The 25,865-nt window shown below is 38.4% G+C and carries 29 protein-coding genes and 1 pseudogene; 16 read left to right on the top strand and 14 right to left on the bottom strand.

Annotation, left to right across the window (positions count from 1 at the left end; all coding sequences use genetic code 11):
* Positions 1–34: 34 nt before the first annotated feature.
* From BN990_RS01080 to BN990_RS01070, 3 genes are all read right to left on the bottom strand, one after another.
* Positions 35–1,981 (bottom strand): DUF2075 domain-containing protein, encoded by a 1,947-nt coding sequence (locus BN990_RS01080; protein WP_038241772.1) that lies wholly within the window; start codon positions 1,979–1,981, stop codon positions 35–37.
* 195 nt (positions 1,982–2,176) lie between these two features.
* Complete coding sequence (gene rlmH, locus BN990_RS01075; RefSeq protein WP_038241769.1) at positions 2,177–2,656, bottom strand: 23S rRNA (pseudouridine(1915)-N(3))-methyltransferase RlmH; 480 nt, start codon at positions 2,654–2,656, stop codon at positions 2,177–2,179.
* A gap of 67 nt (positions 2,657–2,723) precedes the next feature.
* Positions 2,724–3,086: a hypothetical protein gene (locus BN990_RS01070; RefSeq protein WP_021290169.1), complete on the bottom strand. Its 363-nt coding sequence runs from the start codon at positions 3,084–3,086 to the stop codon at positions 2,724–2,726.
* A gap of 297 nt (positions 3,087–3,383) precedes the next feature.
* Here BN990_RS01070 and BN990_RS01065 point away from each other — a divergent pair, with 297 nt between their 5' ends.
* From BN990_RS01065 to BN990_RS01055, 3 genes and pseudogenes are all read left to right on the top strand, one after another.
* On the top strand, positions 3,384–3,941 hold the full coding sequence (locus tag BN990_RS01065; protein WP_038241764.1) for a PadR family transcriptional regulator: 558 nt from the start codon (positions 3,384–3,386) through the stop codon (positions 3,939–3,941).
* A gap of 4 nt (positions 3,942–3,945) precedes the next feature.
* Positions 3,946–4,418, top strand: a pseudogene (locus tag BN990_RS01060) (DUF4188 domain-containing protein).
* Positions 4,419–4,582: 164 nt separating this feature from the next.
* Positions 4,583–5,467 carry a fructose bisphosphate aldolase gene (locus BN990_RS01055; RefSeq protein ID WP_038241758.1) on the top strand — a complete coding sequence of 295 codons (885 nt, stop codon included), beginning with the start codon at positions 4,583–4,585 and terminating at the stop codon, positions 5,465–5,467.
* A 17-nt stretch (positions 5,468–5,484) separates the two neighbouring features.
* Here BN990_RS01055 and BN990_RS01050 read toward each other — a convergent pair whose 3' ends face one another.
* Positions 5,485–6,486, bottom strand: coding sequence for an NAD(P)H-binding protein (locus BN990_RS01050; RefSeq protein ID WP_021290173.1), 1,002 nt, complete (start codon positions 6,484–6,486; stop codon positions 5,485–5,487).
* A gap of 281 nt (positions 6,487–6,767) precedes the next feature.
* Here BN990_RS01050 and guaC point away from each other — a divergent pair, with 281 nt between their 5' ends.
* The 3 genes from guaC (at position 6,768) to BN990_RS01035 (ending at position 9,225) form a co-directional block, all read left to right on the top strand.
* On the top strand, positions 6,768–7,751 hold the full coding sequence (guaC, locus tag BN990_RS01045; protein WP_021290174.1) for a GMP reductase: 984 nt from the start codon (positions 6,768–6,770) through the stop codon (positions 7,749–7,751).
* A 130-nt stretch (positions 7,752–7,881) separates the two neighbouring features.
* On the top strand, positions 7,882–8,790 hold the full coding sequence (gene metA, locus BN990_RS01040) for a homoserine O-acetyltransferase MetA (RefSeq protein ID WP_021290175.1): 909 nt from the start codon (positions 7,882–7,884) through the stop codon (positions 8,788–8,790).
* A gap of 75 nt (positions 8,791–8,865) precedes the next feature.
* The gene (locus BN990_RS01035) at positions 8,866–9,225 is read left to right on the top strand and encodes a DoxX family protein (RefSeq protein ID WP_038241752.1); all 360 of its coding nucleotides are present in this window, start codon (positions 8,866–8,868) and stop codon (positions 9,223–9,225) included.
* Positions 9,226–9,395: 170 nt separating this feature from the next.
* On the opposite strand, the gene BN990_RS01030 is transcribed toward BN990_RS01035, so the two are convergent.
* The 5 genes from BN990_RS01030 to dacB all read right to left on the bottom strand — a co-directional run bounded on the left by BN990_RS01030 (position 9,396) and on the right by dacB (position 13,765).
* Positions 9,396–9,806, bottom strand: coding sequence for a hypothetical protein (locus BN990_RS01030; RefSeq protein WP_021290177.1), 411 nt, complete (start codon positions 9,804–9,806; stop codon positions 9,396–9,398).
* 109 nt (positions 9,807–9,915) lie between these two features.
* Complete coding sequence (locus tag BN990_RS01025; RefSeq protein WP_021290178.1) at positions 9,916–10,680, bottom strand: class I SAM-dependent methyltransferase; 765 nt, start codon at positions 10,678–10,680, stop codon at positions 9,916–9,918.
* Positions 10,681–10,806: 126 nt separating this feature from the next.
* A complete protein-coding gene (locus BN990_RS01020; RefSeq protein ID WP_021290179.1) occupies positions 10,807–11,220 on the bottom strand; it encodes a hypothetical protein in 414 nt (137 codons plus the stop codon).
* Positions 11,221–11,307: 87 nt separating this feature from the next.
* Positions 11,308–12,066, bottom strand: a complete 759-nt coding sequence (locus BN990_RS01015; protein WP_038241751.1) for an AAA family ATPase — start codon at positions 12,064–12,066, stop codon at positions 11,308–11,310.
* A 169-nt stretch (positions 12,067–12,235) separates the two neighbouring features.
* Entirely contained in the window at positions 12,236–13,765 is a 1,530-nt protein-coding gene (gene dacB, locus BN990_RS01010) for a D-alanyl-D-alanine carboxypeptidase/D-alanyl-D-alanine endopeptidase (protein ID WP_051739136.1), read from the bottom strand.
* A gap of 274 nt (positions 13,766–14,039) precedes the next feature.
* On the opposite strand from dacB, the gene BN990_RS01005 reads away from it, so the two are divergent.
* Positions 14,040–14,399: a Lin0512 family protein gene (locus BN990_RS01005; RefSeq protein ID WP_021290182.1), complete on the top strand. Its 360-nt coding sequence runs from the start codon at positions 14,040–14,042 to the stop codon at positions 14,397–14,399.
* A gap of 37 nt (positions 14,400–14,436) precedes the next feature.
* Here BN990_RS01005 and BN990_RS01000 read toward each other — a convergent pair whose 3' ends face one another.
* Complete coding sequence (locus BN990_RS01000) at positions 14,437–15,231, bottom strand: cytochrome c oxidase assembly protein (protein ID WP_038241750.1); 795 nt, start codon at positions 15,229–15,231, stop codon at positions 14,437–14,439.
* Complete coding sequence (locus BN990_RS00995) at positions 15,224–15,739, bottom strand: DUF2243 domain-containing protein (RefSeq protein WP_021290184.1); 516 nt, start codon at positions 15,737–15,739, stop codon at positions 15,224–15,226. The genes BN990_RS01000 and BN990_RS00995 overlap by 8 nt, the downstream gene beginning before the upstream one ends.
* Before the next feature lie 321 nt (positions 15,740–16,060).
* Here BN990_RS00995 and BN990_RS00990 point away from each other — a divergent pair, with 321 nt between their 5' ends.
* A complete protein-coding gene (locus BN990_RS00990) occupies positions 16,061–16,207 on the top strand; it encodes an aureocin A53 family class IId bacteriocin (RefSeq protein WP_021290185.1) in 147 nt (48 codons plus the stop codon).
* A gap of 123 nt (positions 16,208–16,330) precedes the next feature.
* Here BN990_RS00990 and BN990_RS00985 read toward each other — a convergent pair whose 3' ends face one another.
* Positions 16,331–16,615 carry a hypothetical protein gene (locus tag BN990_RS00985; RefSeq protein ID WP_021290186.1) on the bottom strand — a complete coding sequence of 95 codons (285 nt, stop codon included), beginning with the start codon at positions 16,613–16,615 and terminating at the stop codon, positions 16,331–16,333.
* Complete coding sequence (locus BN990_RS00980) at positions 16,615–16,914, bottom strand: DUF2089 family protein (protein WP_021290187.1); 300 nt, start codon at positions 16,912–16,914, stop codon at positions 16,615–16,617. The genes BN990_RS00985 and BN990_RS00980 overlap by 1 nt, the downstream gene beginning before the upstream one ends.
* A gap of 189 nt (positions 16,915–17,103) precedes the next feature.
* Here BN990_RS00980 and BN990_RS00975 point away from each other — a divergent pair, with 189 nt between their 5' ends.
* The 5 genes from BN990_RS00975 to BN990_RS00955 all read left to right on the top strand — a co-directional run bounded on the left by BN990_RS00975 (position 17,104) and on the right by BN990_RS00955 (position 21,335).
* Positions 17,104–17,508 carry a DUF4064 domain-containing protein gene (locus BN990_RS00975; protein WP_021290188.1) on the top strand — a complete coding sequence of 135 codons (405 nt, stop codon included), beginning with the start codon at positions 17,104–17,106 and terminating at the stop codon, positions 17,506–17,508.
* Between the two features lie 31 nt (positions 17,509–17,539).
* Positions 17,540–18,229 carry an ABC transporter permease gene (locus BN990_RS00970; protein WP_021290189.1) on the top strand — a complete coding sequence of 230 codons (690 nt, stop codon included), beginning with the start codon at positions 17,540–17,542 and terminating at the stop codon, positions 18,227–18,229.
* Entirely contained in the window at positions 18,229–19,158 is a 930-nt protein-coding gene (locus BN990_RS00965; protein ID WP_038241748.1) for an ABC transporter ATP-binding protein, read from the top strand. Before BN990_RS00970 ends, BN990_RS00965 begins: the two co-directional genes overlap by 1 nt.
* Before the next feature lie 148 nt (positions 19,159–19,306).
* Positions 19,307–19,828 carry a PH domain-containing protein gene (locus tag BN990_RS00960; RefSeq protein ID WP_051738991.1) on the top strand — a complete coding sequence of 174 codons (522 nt, stop codon included), beginning with the start codon at positions 19,307–19,309 and terminating at the stop codon, positions 19,826–19,828.
* Positions 19,818–21,335, top strand: a complete 1,518-nt coding sequence (locus tag BN990_RS00955) for a PH domain-containing protein (RefSeq protein ID WP_051738990.1) — start codon at positions 19,818–19,820, stop codon at positions 21,333–21,335. Before BN990_RS00960 ends, BN990_RS00955 begins: the two co-directional genes overlap by 11 nt.
* Before the next feature lie 82 nt (positions 21,336–21,417).
* On the opposite strand, the gene BN990_RS00950 is transcribed toward BN990_RS00955, so the two are convergent.
* Entirely contained in the window at positions 21,418–21,702 is a 285-nt protein-coding gene (locus BN990_RS00950; protein ID WP_021290193.1) for an AbrB/MazE/SpoVT family DNA-binding domain-containing protein, read from the bottom strand.
* A 437-nt stretch (positions 21,703–22,139) separates the two neighbouring features.
* On the opposite strand from BN990_RS00950, the gene BN990_RS00945 reads away from it, so the two are divergent.
* The 3 genes from BN990_RS00945 to BN990_RS00935 are packed head-to-tail and all read left to right on the top strand — an operon-like array spanning position 22,140 to position 25,864.
* A complete protein-coding gene (locus BN990_RS00945) occupies positions 22,140–22,754 on the top strand; it encodes a DUF624 domain-containing protein (RefSeq protein WP_038241727.1) in 615 nt (204 codons plus the stop codon).
* The gene (locus BN990_RS00940) at positions 22,738–24,540 is read left to right on the top strand and encodes a DUF2264 domain-containing protein (protein ID WP_051738989.1); all 1,803 of its coding nucleotides are present in this window, start codon (positions 22,738–22,740) and stop codon (positions 24,538–24,540) included. The genes BN990_RS00945 and BN990_RS00940 overlap by 17 nt, the downstream gene beginning before the upstream one ends.
* A gap of 4 nt (positions 24,541–24,544) precedes the next feature.
* Positions 24,545–25,864 (top strand): ABC transporter substrate-binding protein, encoded by a 1,320-nt coding sequence (locus BN990_RS00935; protein ID WP_021290196.1) that lies wholly within the window; start codon positions 24,545–24,547, stop codon positions 25,862–25,864.
* The last annotated feature ends 1 nt before the right edge of the window (position 25,865 follow it).

Below are 25,865 nucleotides of genomic sequence, written 5' to 3'. Positions count from 1 at the left end.
TTATCGTTTTTATCTTATATTAAAGCTCCCTTTATTAATCTGTATATCTCTCTCCATCCTCTGCCACTTGTATTTCCCCCCCAAAGAATTCATTTGCATTGTACTCAACAACTTTTTCCAATCTACATTGCAAATAGCTCGCTAATTTCTGATCTGTACAATAAACAAAACAGCCTTTCTGGCCACGTGTTAATAGGGTACGATATGTGTTGCGAATAATATCATCAGCTATTTTTGCCGCTTCTTCAGGTTTTTCTTTTATCATCTTTTTAATACCAAATAGTGATCTATCAGACTTTGCTCGTTTCGTATAGTCTGTATGCATCTTACCATCTTTGTAAAATAAATCATCACCAATAATAACTCCGGCGTAATCAAACTCCAGACCTTGCGATGTATGGATACAACCTGCTTCATTTACCGATTCATCATCTATAGCCCACGTTAATGTATTGTCTAGATTCCAGCTGATTCCAAAATCTTTTTCAGGAATAACAATATCAGGGGTATCTGATTTGGTTCTTGTTTCCTTTGGCCACTCCCAACAATATCCTGCAAGCATTCTTGCTTTGTTTTTATCTTTATTTAGCTGCCGAATACTTTCTAGGAGATCATTGGGGTCGTCGAACACACGGAAGTCATAATCTTTTCCTATAAAGTTTGTATTCGCAGTATGTTTAATCTGTAATACATCATCAATCCATGCTAAATAACCATTAGAGCCATTACATCTAAATTGAGACTCCAATTCTAACTGGTGTACTTCTCCATTGTTTTCAGCCGTGTATTTTTTAATTAAATCAATACTGCCAACATCTTTGAGAGTCACTCTCTGGTGTTCATCAATAAAGAAAATCGTCATATTGGCTGCATTAATAAGTTCCTTGACTTGGTTTTCACCTAAGTTCTGGAACATCCCGGACTTTTCATTTAGCCGATGTGCTTCATCTACTATTAATACATCAAATTCATTACTCGGTGCATCAACATAGCTTCCTGATCCTTTAAACAAGTTATCTATCTGGGTCTTCTTAAAGTTCTTTTTAAGTTTCGTAGCATAAATGTTACGTGGGGCAGAATTTTTTGTTACATATTGAGCTACCATACTTTTTTTAGTTAATTCAACTAATAGATTTATTGCTAGAACAGACTTTCCAGTTCCCGGACCGCCTTCTACAATAAGCACCTGCTTTGTATTTGTTCGTTTAGCTTCATTTGCTAACCTTAAGGCTTCTTCGAAAACAACTTTTTGCTCATCAACCATTACAAACTCATCATTTCCTTGCAGCATCGAATTCAAAGCATCTTGCAATGATTTTGATGGACGTATCTTTCCTTTCTCAATTTTATAGAGCGTTTCCTTATTATCGCCATATTTAATATGTCTTTTTATAAAATCTCGAAGTTTCTTTGCGTCTCCTTTTGCAAAAACCGGAGACTGATCTATGTAATATTGATAAATATCATCTGTTAACGGGTCAGAAGCACCATTTACTATATAGTTATGTAAGTAGGCACAAGGATAAATATCAATTTCATCCTGTTGTACTGTGGCATTGTAATCTTTAATTAACGATCCATAAGACCACGCCTGATAAGAAGGATGGGTTGTTTCAGCAAGCCCATGATTAAACCTAGTCTTGACAATGGCTTCTTTTCCCTGAACCTTTTCAACTTTATCCCATTGTTTCAGCTCCACTACAACAACTGATTCTTCTTTATCTCTTTTTCCAGTAATCAAAAAATCTACCCTCTTAGAGGAATGAGGAACTTTATATTCAATAGCAACCCCGGCATTATCTGGTATTTCAGCATCCATTAAGACACGATACATATACTGCATGGAATTATCCCATGATCGAACCTCGCTCTTATTCACCGTACCTATTTTAGACTGGAAATTGTTGATGATGTTATTCGTTAATTCGTCATGAAAAACATCTTCCAAAAATTCGGACTTTACAGCTTCATAAACTAGCATTACTACCCCTCATTTTTTCTCTGTATGTAAAAATTATATGTGACTATAACCCTATTTTATCAGATATTTAACTAGGTATCACCAATAATTCCCATTATGAAAACATTGAAATTCTATAGTTTTAAAAATTATATTAAGATTTTAAAGTCTAATTTAAACTAAATAATGGTTTTATATAAAGTTGTTAACTTCTATCTACTTATGGTACGGTTCCCCTCTATTAATACGAAACCCGCGATACACCTGCTCCAATAACACCAACCGCATCAACTGATGAGGGAATGTCATTTTCGAGAATGACAAAGCCAAGTCACTCCGCTTCTGAACCTCATCACTGATCCCTAACGACCCACCAATGACAAAGGCAATTTTACTTTTACCGTATGTAGCTAGTTCATCCATTTTCTTGGCAAACTGCTCGGAGCTTAGCATTTTGCCATTGATCTCAAGCGTGATGACATACGTGTCCTGCGAAAGATGGGATAGGATGCGTTCGCCTTCCTTCTGTTTTACTTCCTGCATTTCTGCTTCGCTCATATTCTCTGGTGCTTTTTCATCTGCTACTTCTATTATCGACACTTTGGCGTAAGCGTTTAATCGTTTCAAGTATTCATCGATGCCCTGCTTTAAGTATTTTTCTTTTAGTTTTCCGACCGAGACAATCGTAATTTTCATCGTAATTAACTTCCTTTATCGATTTTTTCTATTCCTTAGTTTAGCATATCCCCACGCAATCAGATTTCTATAACTGGTTCACGCTAACCATGAACCAAACAACTAGATATAGTGCTAGCGTACAAACAAGGCTGATACTGAATAACACCCTTGTTGTCCGTTTGGAAAGACGCTGCATTCGTTTTCCTTTATACCAGCCGGAGAATTGATACTTATTGCGATAGAGAATATAGATGAACCCAAGTATTCCTAGTGCTTGTAGACAACGAAGGAAGAACAAATAGCTATTGCTTTCAATCAGTGCTTGATAATTTATATTGGTCGTATCTTCAAAAAAAGCAGTTACAACCAAACTCGCTAATATAAACAAGAAAACCGTGATTACAAGCACACGCACAGTCTCCAATATGGCTGACAGCATAACCTTCATCCCGCGCACCCCCTTATTTCCCTCACTATACCAAAACATCTCCCCATTTAATATAAAGTGAACCTTCAGTGGGGGTTTTCTTTTTCCCTCACTGATTGTTAGATGAACAGAATCGGACATTTACCGGCAGTCGGATCCTCCACTTATCCTCCTGTGTTTCACCTCGGAGGATGGAAGTGGGGGTCTTACTGCCAGTTATATGCGGGATAAATTTTTCCAAATAGAGCTTGCTACTTCCGCATTTTTCTTGTATTATATATCTAAAAGATACATATCATATTGATAGGGTGATCACAATTGCCGAAAACCTACAACCACACTACCTATGCTTTACTTGGCATTTTAACAACAGATTGCCGTACAGGATACGAAATTAAACAACTGATCGATCAGAGCTTAAATCATTTTTGGAAGATCAGCTACGGACAAATTTATCCGACCTTAAAAAAGCTTGTCCAAGCTGGACTCGCAACGGTTGAAACGACAGCACAGGATGGGAAGCCGGACCGAAAAGAATACTTTCTCACTGCCAAAGGGAAAGAAGCATTACAAACCTGGCTAGAACAGCCGATGAAGCAAATTCCCACGGAACGAAACGAAGTTATCTTAAAGCTTTTCTTCAGCCGGCACCAGCGAACCGAACCAACCTTAGCACTGCTTCAAGATTACAAGCAGCAATTACAGGAGCGCTATGCCACGTATCAATCGATTGAAGCGTTGATTACGCAAAGCTATAAGCAAAGTCAAGATGCCTCTTATTGGCTGTACACCTTAGATTATGGAAAGCGGGTTACGAAAGCCACCATCGACTGGTGTGATGTCACATTGGCAGATATCCAAACAGAAAAGGAATAGGAACATGGGTAAACACATTTATCAAGGTCGGTATACAGCAGCAAACGATGAGGATATCGTCGTATTTCTAATTGGTATGCGGATTAATCATCAGCTTGCCGTTCACAAATGGCTGCCTGTCTTTATGGCGATGCCTGGCATGATCAAAGAACTGTATACCGAGAAAGAGCGTTAGGATTTTTATCGACAGAGATGTACTTTGGTTTACGAACGACCGTGATGATTCAATACTGGCGCTCCAAGGATGATTTACTGGCGTATGCCAAGGGTGCCAAGCATCTTACTGCTTGGAAAAATTTCAATCAAAAAGTCGGCAGCAGCAAAGCGGTTGGCATTTATCATGAGACGTATCTATTGGAGCAGGGTAATTATGAATCGGTGTATGGAAATATGCCGTTATATGGGCTTGCTAAAGCAAAAGGACATATACCGATCACGAAGGAAATCATGACTGCTAAAAAACGACTAAAAGCTTAGATTAACCTAACCACATCTAGAACAATACCTCGTTCGACTCTTGTAGAATCCTCATACACGCATTACTATAATCGAATCTTTATTCATGCTAAAATGAAAATAGAAGGGTTGGTTCCCATACTGTGCTCAAAACTGGGTACAACTAATGTAAAGGAGTGAGAATGATGAATCAACAACAATTCGAAAAAATGAAGAACGGTAAAGGATTTATCGCAGCACTGGACCAGAGTGGTGGCAGTACGCCAAAAGCATTGGCCGCTTATGGGATTGGTGAGGATGCCTATACAAACGCAAAAGAAATGTTTGATTTAGTACACGACATGCGTACAAGAATCATTACCTCTCCTTCGTTTGATCCGGACTCGATTTTAGGTGCGATCCTTTTTGAACAAACGATGGATAGCAAGATAGAAGGCCTATACACGGCAGATTACTTAGCGGAAAAGAAAGGGATTGTCCCATTTCTGAAAGTCGATAAGGGACTTGCAGACGAGAGCAATGGCGTACAGCTTATGAAGCCAATCAATGATTTAGACGAGACACTGCGCCGTGCGAATGAGCGCCATATTTTCGGTACGAAAATGCGTTCGGTGATTAAAAAAGCAAATCCGGAAGCGATCAAAGAAGTCGTTGACCAGCAATTTGAAATCGGCAAACAAATCCTTGCTGCTGGCTTAGTACCAATTATCGAACCAGAAGTAGATATTAACAGCTCGGAAAAAGAACAATGTGAAGAAATTTTAAAGACAGAGATTCTTAACCAGCTGGATCAATTAAATGAAGATCAAAACGTCATGTTAAAATTATCGATTCCAACGCAGAAAAACTTCTATAAAGAGCTAATCAATCATCCAAGAGTGGTACGTGTTGTCGCTCTTTCTGGTGGTTACTCTACAGAAGTAGCGAATGAGAAGCTAAAAGAAAACGATGGCCTGATTGCCAGCTTCTCCAGAGCACTTAGCCAAGACTTAAACGTCAATCAATCCGACGAAGAATTCAACGATACACTAAACAGAGCCGTACAATCGATTTACGAAGCTTCAGTTTAACAAAAGAAGGGGCTGAATCATGAGCTATGATTCAGCCCCTTTTCCTTTTCCGGGAACTTCCCATGCATCAACTCTCGTTTACCCAGCTGCTTCATATGCCGCTGAAAGCAAGCCATGACAAAGCGATGCATAATTGCTTGCGTATAGCGATAAACAAACCATGGCAGCGCTGGGACGTAATCATGGATGGCAATAATCGCCTCATTCGATGCTGGGATTTTGCGAAATTCCATTCTTCCTCTATGATGCTGCTTCTTATCTGTCAAAAGCCCATCCGTTATATCATACAATGCCTGATCAGCAGTACTTCGCTCTGGAGAGTACGTTAATTCCAATAATGGACATTGCGGACGAAGGAAACCGATCGTACAATGCAACTTCTCATCGATCTCTGTTCGCACCCATGGCCGGAGAAAAGCTTGTAACCACCTGACATAATACTTGGCAATCGCATGAGCACTGTTGCCTGCTGGGACAATAATACGCTGCACCGAGCGAACGTCCTGCTTCAATGGCATATCTTTGGTTACAAACAGATGCTGTTCCGGCTTTTCTGCCACTAGACCCGTTCGTACGGCGGTGACAGGCGTGCCATATGCACGTAATATCCGTTCCACTTCCAATCTGCTCTTTAAATGGGAAGAAAGCTTCCTTGCAGAATTTGGCATCGGCCCGGTTAAGCAGATGACTTTCTTCACCCCCTGCGTTTTGGCAGCTTGGGCAAAATTATCTGACAAGATGGCATTCCTATCTGCCACATTTCCTTGGGTAAGTTTTGCAGAAGGCTTCAAGGCTTGCGCCAAATAAACTGCTATATCGGCACCCTCCACTGCTTTCTCTGTGTCTTTTATGGAAAATAGATCACAGGAACGCCAGGTGATGTCTTCTGTATCCTGATAATGATCACCATTACGGGACAGGCCAATCACATGAACCTTTCCCTTTAGCTTTCTTCGTACATGTTGTCCAATATAGCCGCTCGCTCCAGCAATGGCAACCACCGGTTTCGTTTGTTTCATCTCCGAACTTCCTTTTCTCTCCGTTGCTATGATTTATCTTCTAATCTATCGGATTCAGCTACTATTTTCACGTATTTCTTCTTAATCTCAATGATCTACTCTATCACCCAGCAAGCAACACTTACGCTTCATTCTAATAGATCTGACAAGTAAGGTTCAATAACTTTTCTCCCTTTTTAAGCCTTTTCATTTTGACTTATTCGCAAAAATGATGTACATTACTAATAGACGAACATTATTTTTGTTATGTTTGATATCATTCGGATTTTGGGGTGTATAACATGGAGAATGTATTTGATTATGAAGATATTCAATTAATTCCTGCAAAATGTATGGTTTCTAGCCGTTCACAATGTGATACAACTGTTACATTAGGTGGCAACACCTTTAAATTACCAGTCGTACCTGCCAATATGCAGACGATTATAGATGAAAAGATTGCTACGTTTTTAGCAGAACATGGTTACTTTTATATCATGCATCGTTTTGAACCAGAAAAACGTATCGACTTTATTAAAGATATGCATGCACGCGATTTAATTGCATCGATTAGTGTTGGGGTAAAAGGAGAAGAATATGATTTTGTTAAACAATTGGCTGAAGCGCAGTTAATACCGGAATATATTACGATCGATATCGCACACGGACATTCCGACGCGGTAATCAAGATGATTCGTCACATTAAGCAGTACCTTCCTGCTAGCTTTGTAATTGCTGGAAATGTTGGGACGCCAGAAGCTGTAAGGGAATTAGAAAATGCTGGCGCAGACGCGACTAAAGTTGGAATTGGACCAGGAAAAGTATGTATTACGAAGATTAAAACAGGCTTTGGAACAGGCGGATGGCAATTAGCAGCACTTCGCTGGTGTGCGAAAGCCGCAACCAAGCCGATTATCGCTGATGGTGGAATTCGTACACATGGTGACATTGCCAAATCGATCCGTTTCGGTGCTTCGATGGTTATGATTGGTTCGCTATTTGCTGGACACGAGGAATCCCCAGGGGTGACCATTGAAAAAGATGGCAAGCTGCTTAAAGAGTATTTCGGTTCTGCTTCTGAATTCCAAAAAGGCGAAAAGAAGAATGTAGAGGGCAAGAAAATGCTCGTGGAGCATAAAGGTTCCTTAGCTGATACGTTAAATGAAATGCAGCAAGACTTGCAATCTTCTATTTCTTATGCTGGCGGCAATAAACTTGATGCGATCCGTACCGTAGATTATGTCGTTGTGAAGAATTCCATTTTTAATGGCGATAAAGTTTATTAAACATTTCTTTACTAAATCAAGGCTTCAGCAAACATATTGCTGGAGTCCTTTTCTTTTTCAGAATTCTGTTATAGAACTTCACGCCTGCTTGATTTATAATGAGGAAAACAATGATTTAGGAGGATTCCAAGTGCCAATTACGATACCCAAACAATTACCTGCACGACATATTCTTGAACAAGAGAATATTTTCTTAATGGATACCGATCGGGCAACGACGCAAGATATCCGTCCATTAAATATTGTGATTGTGAACTTAATGCCAGAGAAGGAACGCACCGAGACACAGCTGCTTCGCTTGCTAGGGAATTCTCCATTGCAAGTTACAGCGACATTCCTGCACACGGCGACCCATGAGTCGAAGACGGTCAGTCAATCGCATTTGCATCAGTTTTATCAAACCTTTGCGAATATCAAGCATAAGCGATTCGATGGCATGATCATTACTGGTGCACCGGTAGAAATGCTGTCCTTTGAAGAGGTTGATTATTGGGAAGAGCTGGCTACCATTATGGAATGGGCGAAAACTAATGTTACCTCTGTCTTGCATATTTGCTGGGCTGCTCAGGCCGCACTTTATTATCATTACGGCATTGGAAAATTTGAATTGCCAGCGAAATGCACGGGTGTATTAACACATACTGTTGCCAATTCAACGGTTGAACTTGTGCGTGGATTTGATGAAGAATTTCTCGCACCGCATTCACGATATACCGGTACGTCAGGCGATACAATTCGGGCGGATGATCGGTTGCTCTTGCTGTCATCTACCAAAGACGATGATCCGTTCATCATTTTGTCCAGGGATGAAAAGCATGTCATGGTAACTGGACACTTAGAATACGATCATAGCACGCTTGCTGATGAATACCACCGTGATCGGAATAAAGGACTGGATCCAAGTATCCCAACCAATTACTTCCCGAATAATGATCCGAAAGAGAAGCCATTAAACCGTTGGCGCTCGCATGCACATCTCCTATTCTCCAATTGGTTGAATTATTACGTGTATCAAGAAACACCATACCAATGGGAATGAGAATGAACCTTCGAGCTTGAACCTTTCTGCTTCTACGCTTTATGATTGAGCAACAGACGATAGAGAGGAGAGCGTATGGGAAAAGTAATTGGACTATATGTATTTGCAATTCTATTTATGGGCGCCGGAATGAGTCATTTCTTGCTTGACCATTTCTTTATTAGCGCCATGCCGGAGTGGGTTCCGTTTCGGCCAGCTATTGTCTATTTATCTGGTATCATCGAAATAATACTGGCTTTCTGCTTACTTTATTCACGTACCCGCAGGAAAGCTGGTATCTGGGTAGCGATTTTCTTAATTCTTGTCTTTCCCGTTAATATTTATATGGCGTTGATGCCAGAAGCTTATCATCTGCCTGCTATTGCTTTATGGCTTCGATTGCCGCTTCAAATTGTATTGATTTGGTGGGTGTTAGCGGTAACCAAAAAAGGCTAGCTAAAGCAGAATGAAACATATCAAGCCAGCACGGAGGGTTCTGTGCTGGCTTGAGCTAACTTTATTTACAAACGCAGGGAACGCATTTGGGACAACGAATATCAATGCTAGCAGTTGAAACACAAACACACATGGTTGTTTAATTTTTAATTTCCGTTCCTGGCTTCCTACTAATAATAAGGCTGGTATGGTCCTGGATATGGACCGTATCCGGGACCAGGGTAATACGGGCCTTCATCAAATGCATTAACCAATGTTCCAGCTAATAACCCGCCAGCTAATCCTCCAACAAACGGACCAAACCCAAAACCGAATCCGGGGCCACCGAAGCCAGGCCCTCCGAATCCAGGTCCCCCGAATCCAGGACCAGGTCCAAATCCAGGGCCACCAAATCCGGGACCCGGACCAAATGGCGGACGTGGTCGTGGTCCAAATGGTGGTCGCCGAACCAGTTCGTTATCTGGATAAAATCCCTGCCCATAGGCTTGAGCTTCTGTCACTTGCGGGTAGAAATGTGGTTCATCCGAATAATACGAATGTGGATCAGGCGGGGTAGCAGGTACATTCCATTCATGACTCATCTTAAATTCCCTCATTTCTAATTTTATGCTATGGAATATGGATATGCATTTGCCTACCTAAACTATTGGGCGTTTATGCCAGGAATGAAAATTTTTTAGGTAAATACCCTTAATGATCTGGTGTAGATACAAGGAGCCGAAGTGCACCAACAAAAAAAGGTTGTCTGCGATAATGACCATACCGCTTATCCCATTTCCCAGACTGCAGATCTGCTTCCAATTTCGTTACCCCTTTTGAAGCCGTTTCCTCCGAAACAAATCCCCAGGCGGATTGATTTCTTCGTACCTCTGGATTTAAAAATGCTTCTGGTCGCCCATAGAATGCCTCCTGAAATCCATCCAAACAATCCAAAGGAATTGGTACAGCCTCTATCTGACAGCTTCCACCTAATGTTGTTGTCAGCCATTCCATCGTTGGGTATCGCTTCCGTTCTGCTTCTACCACTTCTGGGAAATAGGCCATATTCCAAAATTCATGTAATGCATCGGGGTCGAAGGTCAAAATAGCAACAGGCCCCTTACTGACTCTCCGTAATTCTTGAATTCCTCTTTCCATGTCCTGCCAATGATGAATCGTCACCATTGCCATAGCTGCATCAAAGGATCGATCATCAAATGGCAAAGCTTCTGCTCTTCCGATAACTGCAGGGGGACGTCCTTTCTCTTTCCGTTGCAAACGCATTGTTTTCGAAGGCTCTACAGCCATCACATATTTATCTTTCGGTTCATACGAACCTGCCCCAGCACCAACATTGATAATCGTTTGCGCTTCACCTATTGCTCGTTCCACATATGCAGCTATTCTTGGATCGGTTTGTCTGGACCTTCCATACGTCTCTCCCGCTTGATCATAATTGAATGATGATATGGACATTCCATCCTCTCCCTTAATGGTTTGTGATTTCCTATGGCAAGTATACTATTAGAAATTTGCTGGGTAAAAACCGATCAAAAACCCAACCAACGAATTGACCATTGATTGGGTTTTTTATCTGTCTTTTTACATTCTTACGATTACCGATCCCCCGCTACTGGGAGTTGTTACCATCTGACTTTGTTCTGGATAATGCTGTGCTCGCCTTAATAATTCATTGTTTTGTTTTACAATTTGACCAAGCAAATAATTCATATGATCTAATTTTCTTCCTAATTCTGTCTCGGAATTCGAATAGTAACCCGGACTATACGTAGATGCATACGTATCGGATTTAATCGGACTAGAATGTGAATGAATGGTATACGTTGGATAATCATAGCCTCTCGCATACGACGGATTGCTTGCATCGTCCGTTCGGGAAGCTGATGTTGGTTGAACATTAGCAGGCTGACTGCCTGGATAAGAATAACTTGGATCATGGTACCATTCATTGGAAGGATGACTCGTTACCGGCCGAAAAGAATAGCTGTCTTGCACATTTCTTCCCCCTTTCGTCACCAACTAGTTTATTCACCTAATAAGCAAGAGGGTACATCAATAAGAGAATTAAGGCATTCGCCTATGCTATTCAAATAAATGATGTAGAAGCCGATCGCGATTCTCTATAAATTGTTTTAACAATGTGTAATGACTTGTCTGTTCTAACGTGGTTTCTTGCATGCCATCTTCTGTTAATTCCAGTAGCTTCGCATCCGGATAACCCATCAACATTGGCGCATGGGTAGAAATGATAAATTGGGATCCATTCTCCACCAATTCATGAATACGTGCGAGCATCGACATTTGCCTTAATGGAGATAAGGCTGCTTCTGGTTCATCTAGAATATATAAGCCATTGCCACGGAAACGATGCATAAATGCCGCAAAAAAAGCTTGTCCATGCGACTGCTCATGCAATGATTTCCCGCCGAATCCATCAATTACTTTTCCCCCTGCCTGAGGTTGTTTATCCATTTCTTCAATATTGGTCGCCACATTATAAAATGTTTCCGCCCGGAAGAAGAAGGAATCATTTGGCCGCAATACCCCTTTCACTAAGCGGACATAGTGATCCAATGGAGAATGGGAATCATACGTAGAAAAGCGAAAATTGCGGGTGCCACCTTCCGGGTTGAACCCAAACGCAACTGCAATTGCCTCCAATAATGTAGACTTGCCCATACCATTTTCACCAATGATATAGGTCACATTTGGATGGAACACCACATCTTGAAAATGACGAATCACCGGCAAATCAAACGGAAACGTATGATAAGATGGAATTTCTTCTTCCTTTAGTTGCAGCCTTCGTATAAATGCATCGGTCTCTGTTAGCTTGGGCATTCGTTCCACCTCTAATCCATAAATCTATCGATCATATTGTATCCAGAGTTACCATATTGTTCAACTTTATTGAAAATTCCTCTGACTGTATCGATAACATCCTCCACCCTATGAAAAAAGCCCGAATCAGTCCGCTACGATTCGAGCTTTACCATCATCCACTATTCCGTTAAAATTCATGCTTTGCTAATGTAGTTGCTATTTCATCTTCAATATCCCTGATATCTCCACTTGAACCGAGATAATTATTAATCATAATGGAGAAAATCAATGGTTCATCATCTGATGTTGTGACATAACCAGACAAGGTGGAAACACCAGTTAACGATCCGGTTTTGGCTATGACATTTCCTTTTGCTGGTTCAGAAGTCATGCGGTAACGCAGCGTCCCCCCGACAATACGATCCGGTTCCCCAGCAACTGGTAAGGAATACTGAAATGCATCGAACCACTCCTTATTTTGCGCTTCATACAGCAGCTGAGCAAGATCCTTTGACGGAATCATGTTTTTATGAGACATTCCCGACCCATCACGAAGCAGGATCGTATCTTCATTCACACCAAGACCGGTAATGACGTCTTCCATGACTTCCAGGCCTTCCTCCCAGCTGCCTTCATCATGAACGAATTTACCCATTTCCTTGGTCAGTACTTCACCATGTCCGTTATTACTTAACTTCATAAACGGAATAAGTAATTTCTCTAATGGCATCGACTGTTTCGAAGTTAGCAGTTTTGCATCATCCGGGGTTTTCGCAAATGTCTCTCTTGATTTGCCTATAAACCTAATTCCTTCGTCTTCTAAGGATGTTTTAAACACATCCAAAGCATAGCCAGTAGGTTCCCAAACAGAAACCCATGAGCGGGAATTCGATCCTCCGACTGGCATGGTCCCTTCGACTATAATCGTATTCGTTCCATGTTCACGTTCTATCGAAATATCTTTCTCTTCATCTTCGCTCACCATTTCGGTTTTATTGTCGATCGTTACGTAATCTGTTTCTGGAGTAACCCTCACCTCTGCTTTTCCCCTCGCCTTGTTACTAGGTGTCACTTCGACAATGACGGTACCTGCATCATAATCATTATTTGGCGATAAAGTTAAAGCAGAAATTTGCGCACCCGTATAAAAAGGTTCATCTGACCAGTTTAAATCCTGAGAAAGCCGTACATCATCATACCACGTATCGTCTCCAATGAGGTCCCCTTTAATTTTATGAATACCTTCTTCCTTTAAGTCTTTGGCAAATTGATCAAAGTCCTCTTTCAATAAGGTTGGATCACCTTTTCCTTTTAAATATAAATCTCCATGAAGCACCTTGCCTCTTTGTCTTCCATCCGTTAATACTTCGGTGGTGAACCGATAATTTTTACCGAGGGTTTCCAAAGCGGAGACTGCTGTGAGCAGCTTCATATTCGAAGCTGGATGCAAGCGCGTATCTGGGTTTTGAGAAAACAGCATATCCCCCGACTCCGCATGCTTGATACTGACACCTGTTACCGCTCCATCCAATAGTTCATCGGATAAAATCGCTGAGAGCTTATCCTCCAACGGAGCGTCTTCTGGGAAATCATCTTGTGTAATCTCTTCGGATGCTTTAACGAATAGCGGCTCATCTGGTTCTACAAAGGGAATGACAGCAAGAATAACTAGAAGAAATACGAGAAATCCTTTTTTAGCTGTATGTTTCCACATCATGAGCATGTCCACACCCTTTCATTTATTTGAATATTTTAATTATACAGTAAAATGATTCTAACTCATAGAGGATTCATAAAAAGACATCCATGGTCCTAGATAAGCTAACTATATCTATCATCGTATCTGATCATAATGCCAGTATTGTTCCTCATTCCTCTCAAAACAATACGATCGAAGCTGATAAATTGAACAGATGTCGCTAGGTTTATTTCTATGCTTAGCTGGGAATCGTTCTATAAGTTACAACTCTACCTAAAAAAGGAGTTTTACAATGAATCAAATTCTCTTTATTCAAACTGGAATGGGGATCGATGTTCATGGACAAGATATAACGAAAGCAGCCGTTCGTGCGGTCGAAAATGCCATCTGGTCGAACTCCATGCCTGGCATTGAAAAAAGTCTTCCCGAACAACGGCTGGAAAACATGAGCGTAACTGTTCGACTTGCGGTTCCGTTAGATCGCGAATCCCTCCATATCGACAAGGTAAAAGAGGCAATCCCTTATGGTACTGTAGATGTGGATGTAACCGATGGAGGAATGGCCACATCTAGCGGGATTATTTTAGAGGATAAAAATGATGAGAACGACTTGATGTATATCGTAAATGCCGCAGTAGAAGTAGGATACTAGGATAAAAAAGCATGCAGCACTTGTCTGCATGCTTTTTTCAACTTGTACTTATGGCCATTCGTTGTTTTGGACGTGCTGCGTGATACCAATGCAGGCAAAGTATAAAAATAAGAATACCATCCATTACATCTCCGCCATAATACATTAGCATCGCACCTGTTTCGGCTTGATCCTTTGGTACACCAACAGGCGGATTCGCATAAATATACTTCGATAATATGGCATGTCCCGATAGAGCGCACACCAGTACAATAGCACGATACATATGGCTAAATCGATGGGGTGCTGGATCTATATATATCATACTGATGGTAAATAAATATCCAGCTGCGAATACATGAAAGTGTACGAGTACATGAACCAGCATATGCTGCTGCATCAGCTCGTATAATCCCGTCGTGTACAGCAGCCAAAGACCGCCAATATTGAGCAACGACGCTGTTATTGGATGCCGAAAGAGACGAATCAATCTATTTTTTAATAGCATCGATAATCTACGTGCTGCGTGGACAGGAAGTGCCCGCAGAATAAGCGTAATTGGTGCTGCAAGGGCAATCAACAAGGGGGCTAACATGCCAAGAAATAAGTGGCCGATCATATGGACAGTAAAGTCTGTGTGCGCCTTTCCTGCAACAGGTCCAATCAAGGCAGCCCCCATTGCAATTATTCCAAACCACCAACAAACATAACGAAACAGGGGCCACGGCTTTAGATGCGTTTTTTGTTTTGAAAAAATACCTAACCCTGTATAGATACCAATTGCCAATATAAGCATGACAATAAGGAACCACTCCAGCCGCATTCCACTTCCATGCATTCCATAGTTAGTCATCCAAGCTCAGCCCCTTTAAAGGATTGGCTCTTTTTCGTGTTTGGAAAACCAGTACAATACCTATAATAATCATGATTGCCGCTATACCATTCCAGACGAAATCGTAGACGAAGACATTATCAACATAACGGATTTGATGAATCCGCATCCATTTATGCTGAATAATCCCATCATACAGCTGAAACGAACCCGAACCAAGCATTGCACTCCCCCACCACCGTTTAAACCATAATGCATTCCTTCGGCGTAGATCTGCAAATAGAAATAATCCACCAATGGTTGCAAACCAACTAAATGCATGGAAAAAACCATCCGAAATCAGCCCTACATCTGTTGTTGATTGATCATAAAAATGATGCCAGCGTAATAGCTGATGAAACACTGTTTCATCAATGAATGCTGCTAATCCAATTCCAAACAGAATCCCCGAAAGCAAATTCCGACCTGCATATTTTGATTTCACTGTATACAGCGACGTTTGAGTAACATTATCTGAGGCAATCCCCATAACGTGACCTCCGATCCTAGGTTTTTTATTTTTATACCCAAAATCAGCCAATTGCATGCAAGTGTAAGAGAAAAACACGTTACCATTTCCATCAATCGCTAAGTAAAATAAGATCGACCCAGTTCGATGTGATAGATTTAGACAGCGCTGAACTCGTAGATTATTAATCTATCGACCATTAACTTAATAAAACAACGGTTATTGCCCAGCCTACACGACAATGTATAATTATGGTAAATATGTAAATTTTTTAAAATAATGTTGAATTATGACATTTGTTTCGTTATAGTAATAATTGTAAGTCGGAAGGAGGTGAGCATAATGGCAGCATTTTTAAAACTTGTAGCACAGTTGGGTACTAAAGCAGCTAAGTGGGCTTGGGCTAACAAAGGAACGGTTATCAACTGGATCAAGAACGGTGCAACGTTCTCATGGATCAGTGATAAAATCGACAGCATTATTAACTAATTCCTTTGAAAGTGAGTAGGATTACATAAGGGGTAGAGCGTGACCTCTATCCCTTTTCCTAATTTTAGACCTTCTTAATAAGAATGATACCCAAGCTTTTAACTGCTTATCGTACCTTACCTTTTATTTTAAATCATATGTTTTCATTTTGTCTAATTCTTTCTTTCTGTTTCTTTGTAGCGATTTTCTTCCCCGGTGCCATTCTTCTGTTAGAAGAATGATGCCAACTATAAGAATGATGATATAGGCGGTAGTACTTTCGATACGATTAGATGCAAACATCCAAGTAAGACCGGATACAAAAATCACAGGAATAATAGCTCCCCAATACGCACTGCTGCGTGTCGATAGAAAGTATTGTACAGCAAAGGCTGCTATACAGATAAATAAAAATACGAACTCATTCATTAATGATCCATCCTTTCAGCTTTATATTTATCAATTATATTTTTAGCATCATCTAAGCTAATGCGGCTATCAATTGCCAATTGCTTGACATAATTAATTAAGGGTTCTTTCTCTATGTCTTCATTTAATTCTATTTTTTGAATGATCCTATCTAAACGGGTTCTTACGGTGGGATAGGATACCTCATAGCTTTTTGCTATCTGCTTTAACGAACCTGAGCTTAAAACGAATTTCCTAATAAATTCGATATCTTCATTATCTAAAGCTAAAATCCAAGCAGGTATATCTTTGGTATGCATCGTTAACCACCTCTCTTTATTTTATATTACCACATACATCAATAAAAACAAACATTTTTTCACCAAAATAATAAATAAAATTTATTTTTTGTTTAATTTAATTCAAAAAAAGGTGGAATTATCTTTGAACATATGATAAGTTGATTAGAGATCAGCAATCAATCTATATCAATTTGGAGGTAGGTAAAAATGAAACGCACTGCTGAAATACTACTGACTGTGATTGGGGTAATTATATTTTCCTTTTTGCTAATAGGGAGTGTTACTTTATTGGGAAGTACCCAAAATAATGCTCAAACAAAGGAGTTAGTTCAAGAATTTATAAAGGACGAAAACATAACCGCTGTAAATGCTGATCAAGTTGTAAACTTTTTAAGCAATAGTACGTTATACTTTGTTGTTATTTCACTAATTAGTATTGGCTTAGGGGTTATCTCAATCATCCTTTTGAAAAGAAATAAGGCGAAAACGGCAGGTAAGGTTTTAATTATTACAGCAATCCTGAGTACATTATTTACGTTATTTATGGGGCTGTTTGGAGGAATTGCCTATTTCATTGCCGGTGTAATGGCTCTTGTACGTAATAAAAGATAGATAGGCAAAATATATACGAAGGTGTGACCAGATGTTTACTATATGCTTAAGAGAATTTAGAACATTATTTAAAAGTATCCGTTCATTAATCATCATTATCGTGCTTTTTGGGGTTACCACTGGGGCAGCAAAACTGATTAGTCAGTTTGAAGCGCAACTTAAAGATCTCGGTTTAGGTGATAACGCATATGCAGGGGGATTAATGACACTCCTTTTCATCGCATCCCCCTTATTTGTCACTAGTTTATCTCATAGTGCCATTAATAAAGAAATTGACTCTAGAACGATTCGGTTTTTAGTAACCAAGACTTCAAGAGAAAGTATTATTGTCGGGAAATTTCTAGGAAACTTACTATTTTGGATAGTATGTTTGCTTATCGCTTTATTACTTATTATTCCGTTCTCTCACTCATTTTTTTTCTTGGAACTAATTCAATGTATTGTTTTTGTTTCCTACTTTATAGGGTTCACCATATTTCTTTCAACTATCATCCGTAAGCCATCATTAACTATGTTTTTAGGGATTACAGTTTCTATCGGCTTACCAATCATTGGATTATGGAGTATCGGAACAAATAATATATTGATTACAGCATTAAGCTATATCACACCTTATTTTTATTACACCCAAGAAGAAACCTTTTTCACGTATTTCACAGCCGTTTTTACGTGTATATACTTAGCACTAAGTTTAATGATCTTTAGGAAGAGGGATTTGTAATGGACGCAATTACGACTCACAACTTAACAAAGACATACGGAAAAAAAACAGTGGTCAATAACATCAATTTAAGTATTAAAAAAGGCGTGATTTTTGGATTTTTAGGTAAAAACGGTGCTGGTAAATCTACTTTTATAAATATGATCACGGGACTTGTAAATCCCACTGATGGATCGTTCGAAATCCTTGGGTACAAAGGGAATTCCATAAAAGAAATACGTCATAAAATAGGCGTATTGCCAGATTACTCTACGTTTTATGAGGATTTTACAGCCTTAGATCATTTAAAGTATTTCAGTAAATTATTAAAATTATCTCTAACGAAAGAAGACTTAATAACAACTCTAAAACGAGTTGAGCTGGAAGATGCCATCCATATAAAAACAAAACAGTTTTCTTTTGGAATGAAAAAGAAATTGGGCATTGCGCAGGCCTTAATCAATAAACCAGATATATTATTTCTTGATGAACCTACTTCTGGAGTTGACGCTAATTCCGTTTTAAACATACATTCAATTATTAAAGATATAGCATTAAATGGCACTACCATTTTCTTAACCTCTCATAATCTGGACGAAGTGGAAAAGCTGTGTGACGAGGTTGCAATCATGAACAAAGGAACGATACAAACCAAAGGGAATATGGAACAGTTAAGATCGCAATATCAAAAGGATACTGCCATCCATATCAAACATCGTTCGATCTCGGAAGCTCAACAGGAACGATTAAAGAAGGATTTAGATTTGCTTGTGGAATATGCAGATATGACACCCACTTATTCCGAACTTTTCGTTAAAGAGGACAATGTGATTCCTGAGATTAATAAGATACTCGTACAAAACAATGTAGACGTGTATAGAATAGAAGTCGATGAGCCATCTTTAGAAGAAATATTTCTTAATTTAGGAGATCAAAAACATCCTGCTTAATTTGCAGGCAAAGAAGGCCATCTTATCTGGTATGTTGTACCTCTTCAAATAGGAGCTAGTTTCTACACGAAAGATTTGACGATCCTTTTTCGATATCTTTCGTGTAGAACGAAATTGGTAAAAGTATGAATAAAGGAAGCGAGTAATTGTGTATAAAATAAAGGAACCAACTCAACGGATATCACCAGACGCAATAAAGGTATGGAGAATAACAGATGCCTTTACTTCATTTATTTTTTTGGTTGTCGTAGCATTTTTTCTCTATTTACATCATTATTATGATTGGCCGCATTGGATTGAAATTGCTCTATACGCAGTTGCAGCAATTGTATGTCTATCTGCAATGATAGAGCTTATTGTTATACCGGTATATAAACAAAAAACGTGGAGATACGAAATTGACAGTAATTGTATTCAATTAAAACATGGTGGTGCAATTAGAAAAACACATATGATTATACCAATGAACAAAGTTTATTTTGTTGATACCTACCAGGGACCGATATTAAAGAAATACCATTTATCAACTATAAAAATTGGTACAGTCGGTAATGTCCATGAAATACCTAGTGTTCCCGAAAACACAGCTAGCGAGATTCGTAATGATATTGCCTATTTATCAGGAATTAATAAAAGGAAAACGTCAAAGGAGGAGGGAAATGAAAAATAATGCTATGAAGGATAACAGAACAGAACTAGGAAAATCACATCCATTATGGATGTTATTTGAACTTGTAAAATCTATAAAAGGTTTTATTTACTTTTGTATTTTCCTTTCATTTGTATTCGGATTTTCTTCAACTTCTATATTTTCAGCATATGGTATTTCGCTTATTATACTCTTTGTAATCTATCAAATCGTTTCCATTCTATTGGAATGGAAACATTTTGGTTATTCTATAGATGAAGAAGAATTGTTTATTAAAAAAGGGAGGTTTGTTACTTTACATAGGCATTTTCCCTTGGCTAATATTCAAGGTCTACATCAAAATACGACTTTTTTTTCTCGATTGTTTGGTTTAACAACTTTACTAATTGATGCTGGTTCTAGTGACAAAAATGATTCTATAAAGCTAGAAATGATTTCTTTTCAGGAAGCTAATCATATTAAAACAACACTTTCGGATTTGGGGAAGGTTTATATAACCGAGGAAGAAAATAGGAAGGACATAGAAAAAAATTCACAAGAAATCACTTCTATCAAAAAGCATTATGAGATCAAGCGAAGAGAAATTTTGATTGCTTCGCTTACATCTCTCAGATTACTATTCTTTCTAACCTTAATTTATTCTGTATATTCTGAAGTCAATCAATTCTTTCAGATTGATGCGTATGTTGGAGATATTATCGGATTCTTCCAATCTTCTTGGTTCAGATTAACAATGGGAATAATAATTTTGATCTGTCTATCCATAGTCTATGGTGTGTTAAAAACATATTTACAGTATGGTGAGTTCAATGTAACCTCCGATCCGTATCGAATCTACATTGAAAAAGGAAAATTAAATACTGCTCATTTTTCCATACCCAAAGATAGAATCCAAGCTCTCAGTATTAACAGTGGGTTTATTCATAAGTTCTTAAATATAGTAAAGGTAAAAATGATTAGCTCAAGCGATACAGATGAAGATGTCAAAGCCTCCCATATCTTATTTCCATTTATACATAAATATAAAGCAAAGAAGTTAATTCCGGAAGTAATTTCAGCGTTTGAAATCGAGGAGGACATGACCAAAATTCCTACATCCTCTATCATCGTAAAGCTATTAAGAACCATTTATTTGTGGTTATTTTTCCCTGTCATGTTGTATTGCTTTTTTCCTGGTTTTTGGTACCTAGCAACAATCATGTTTAGTTTAACCCTCGTATCACAACTACTAAGTAGTTTATTTAGTAGTTATGCACTTAACGGTTCTTTTATCCAGATAAAAAAAGGCGCTATAGCAACAAAAGTCTTCATTACCAGTAGAGACAAAATAGAAAGATTAATGGTAACAGAGACCATACTACAAAAGAAGCTGGGGTTGTCTTCGATAAAAATTATTTCTCGCGCAAGACCAGCAAAAGTTACCACTATGCATGATGTGCCTAAAGACATGGCTATTAGATACTATTCATGGTATTACGAAGGAATAGAAAACCATACAACCATATTAGCATCCAAGCAAACTTCATAATCCCCCGTAGATGATACCTGATTAGCTCAACATATCATATTTTGAGCTGATTGGTGTATCCGTGTCCACGGTTGAATAAGATTTAATCGGAATCACCTAAATTTTTTTCCAATTCTTCAATAAGGTCTTTTGCAGCCGTTCTACTTAGGGTTAATTTTCCGTTCGCAAGTGTAAGATTATCATTAGATACAGTACCTGTAATTTGGCACGCATTGGCAGATTGATGCTTTCGCAGAATAATTTTGTCATTTTCAACAAAGATTTCCATGGGGTCTTTAACTTCAATATCTAATGAGGAACGAAGCTCTTTCGGAATGACCACCCGTCCTAACTCATCTACTTTTCTTACGATTCCTGTGCTTTTCATTATAATAATCCCCCTATCTAAAAAATACCTTCCTTATAGTTAAACCATTCGATATGCATACTTTTTTTAAGGATGGGACAAATTCTTTATATTCAACTAAATAGCTTAAATTCAAAATAATATTTATATAGTTTACATACTATCTAGATCTAATATTTCCTGCAAATGAAATGATTTTAATTTCTGGAAATAATTAAAAGAGCACGGACATGCATTTGCAATGATTTATGCAAACAAAAGAAGCTCGTGCAATGCATCTTACTGACAGGGGATATTAAAGACTCTAATCATTGTGTTACTTTCTTTTATTTCTTAAATTAATAATGTACTTCTGCAATTGATAAGACAGATTGATCAGAGCAAATTAACATCAAATGTAAACGCTTTATTAAAAGGAGGGGGATTCTATAACGTCTATTCATCGATTCATAAAGTGGTTGATTTTTTTTAGCCTTATAAACATCGCTTTCATCATCTTTACGTTATTAGGTGGCATTTTATTTGGCTTCATTCCTGCTTTGTCAGCTTCTATCAAGGCTATCCAAAAAGAATTAAACAATGCGTCGCTTTCTTATCGCGATATAATTAAACAGTTTCTTGAAACTTTTAAAACAGCATTCATACCAATCAATCTAGCATCCATTACTCCTATACTCTTTGGAATTATTGCGATAACGAATATAAACATTACATTTGACGTAATGAACTTATTCGGAATAGCAACTTTTTATGGAAGTATTACTGTCCTTATTACATCTATATTTGTACTCATCCATCTTGCTCTTCTCCAAACTACAAATAAAACATTTTCAGTAAAGCAAATGATCAAGTTATCTTTTATAGCAGCATTCTACTACTTTCCACTAAATGTATTAATGGTTTGTTTCTTAATTTTATGGTTGCAATTCTTACTATTAGCTCCAGGAATATCCTTGTTTTTTGGAATTAGTGTACCAATATTCATTTGTACTGTCTGCTACAGCAAGACAAATCTATATGCAAGTCAAATATCTACTGGTATTGGGGAGATCAGCTTTGCAAACAAAAAATGATGTAGAGAAATTTATTCAGAGTTATGTGGGACATGTGGAAAAAAAGCTTCACAATGAAAATCAATTGATTTTCGATTATACGGACACAGCCTATGGAAAAGGAATCACTGAAATCGAATCCATACTTAGGCCATTATGGGGCGAGGCATCACTTGCTCATTCTGAAAACAGATCGATTAATCAAACTATCTTGAACAAGATTACAAAAGGTATTGACCCGTCGTCGGCGGAATATTGGGGGATCTTGAACGATAAAGACCAAAGAGCCGTAGAAATGGCCGTATTAGGCTATTCCCTGCTATTAAATGAAACCGTGCTTTGGAATAACTTGACTATAAAACAACAAGAACACTTAGTCGATTGGTTACAACAAGTTAATCATATTAGCCTACCGAATAATAATTGGCATTTTTTTCGAATCATCGTCAATATTGGGCTAGAGAATGTCGGCGTACCTCTAAATACTGAAAAACAAAATGAATCGCTCCAGATAATAGAAAGTCTGTATCTAGGTAATGGATGGTATGCAGATGGTTCACCAAATCAAATGGATTATTATGTTTCCTTTGGTTTTCATTTTTTTAGTTTACTTTATGCCTATTTTATGAAAGAGAAGGATGCAAAAAGAGCCAAAACCTATAAAGAAAGAGCTCTATTATTCGCTGACGATTTTATTTATTGGTTCTCTTCTAAAGGAGATGCTGTACCTTTTGGAAGGAGTATGACGTATAAATTCGCTCAATCTGCCTTTTGGAGTGCACTTGCATTCTGTGATATAAAACCTTTTCGTATCGAAATTATCAAAGGAATTATCCTCCGGAATTTACGCTGGTGGGTGAAACAGCCGATTATTGAATACAATGCTTTCCTGCCAATTGGCTATGCGTATCAAAATCTGATTATGGCAGAAGGATATAATAGCCCAGGCTCTTCCTTTTGGGCATTTAAAGCATTAATAATTACCGCTTTATCAAAGGATCACACATTTTGGAAAGCGAATGAAGAGGACCTGCCATTACTAAGGGGAAAAAAATTACTAAAAGAAGCTAGAATGTTAAGTATCCGTCCAGAAAGCGATCAAGTTTATTTATACACTTCTGGACAATATTCTAAAACGGAACATCTGCATAATGCCGAAAAATATGCAAAATTTGTGTACTCCAATCTTTTTGGGTTTAATATTGCACATTCCAATTACCTACGATCACAAATGGCTGGGGATTCCATGCTTTCATTAAGTGAATATGATAACCTATTTCGATTTCGACGAGAATGTACTCAGATATCCTTACATGAAAACTATATCTTCTCAGAATGGTATCCATGGCGCGATGTTCAAATACGAACATACCTCATACCATTTAAGTATTGGCATATTCGTATCCATGAAATTCGTTCAACTAGGAACTTACAAGGAATTGAAGGTGCATTTAGCATCCCGAAACCAGATGTACTAAAAGATACAAACGCAGGGATACATGAAGAGGAAAATCGTTCTTATGTATCTGATGGTAACTTGTATTCCGCCATTATTAACTTACATGGTTATGATAATGGAGGGAAAGTGATTACTACAGAGCCAAATACGAATATTCTTACTTCAAATCCTAGTCTTTTACCTTCGTTGGAAGCTAACATCTCACAAGGAAATAACTTATTAGTCTCAGCAATTTATGGCGGGACCCAACCTCCCGTGTTCGAGAATGTGCCTCGTTTCTTTCAAGAGCGTTATGGATTCAGAATGGTCCAACGTGAATCTGAAACATTTGTTAAGAAGGAAGGATGAGACTATGAAATATAAAGGTGTTATTTTTAGTATTATTCTATTACTATTCACAGTAATTATTATAAGTTTATTAGGCAAAACGGAAAATACAACTAATGTTGCAAATGGAAAAATGCAAGGAACAATTACCGTATGGGCTTGGGGTGGTTGGGCTCAACATCTAGAAGATATAGCGCCTATATTCGAAGAGCGTAACCCCGGTATTAACATCAATGTAAACAATCAAGGAGTTGAACAAGTCTATCAAAGATTAACAACTGGTCTAGCATCAGGCCAATCAAGCCAACTGCCAGATATTGTGCAGATGGAGGAACAACGATTACCTATTTATAACAACAATTTTCCGAATCGTTTTGTGGATTTAACCGAATTTGGATTTGATCAATATGCTGATGACTTGCCTGAAGCAAAAGTTGCTGCATTATCAAATGAAGAGGGGAACCTAATTGGATTGCCAGGTGATATTGGACCTGTAGGTTTATTCTATCGAAAAGATGTTTTTGAAGATGCTAATGTTGATCCACAAAGCATCAAGACTTGGGATGACTATATTGATGCGGGAAAAACAATTAAAGATGAAACTGGTATCGATATGCTTGGCTTTATGGCAAATGATGATATATCTTTGTATAAAATTTTATTACAACAACAAGGAAGTTTTTATTTTAACGAGAACGGGGAAATTACAGCAGAATCCTTGGAATCAAAGAAAGCTTTTCAATTAATGAGTGAACTATTTCATAGTGGGATTGCAGCTAATGTAACAAATTGGGATGGAAGGATCGCATCACTGCAAAATGGTCAAGTTGCTACAGTGCCCGGTGCTGTGTGGTGGTCACGAAGTTTGATGCAGCAGGTGACGAACTCAAAAGGGAATTGGCGAGTCATGAAATTACCAGAATTTAAAGAGGGTAATACAAATGCAGCTGCAGATGGTGGATCAAATTTTGTTATACCTAATGCTTCTGATAAACAAAAAACAGCTTATGAATTCATTAAGTTCGCTACTACTGACTTGGAAAGTTTAACTAGCTTAGTTGAAAACTATTTTATGTTCCCTGCTTATACCCCTTTATATGAAGAAGAAATCTTTAAGGAAGGAAATGCGTACTTTGGAAATCAAAAGGTGCTGCAGTTATTTGCAGAGATCTCCGAAGAAGTACCTAATGTAAATTATACTTCGGACTATTTACGTGCGAACATTACCTATTCAGATGAATTAGCCTCTATGATGCTGCAAAATAAAAACCCTGAAGAAGCTTTACAAGCCGTATTAAAAAAACTACAGTCCAGCACAGGGCGAGAATCAAGCGAGGAGGATTAAT

Source organism: Virgibacillus salexigens (genome assembly GCF_000723585.1).
Lineage (GTDB): Bacteria > Bacillota > Bacilli > Bacillales > Amphibacillaceae > Virgibacillus > Virgibacillus salexigens.
Note: the sequence above shows the minus strand (reverse complement) of the source record. Positions and strands in the feature narration are given on the sequence as shown.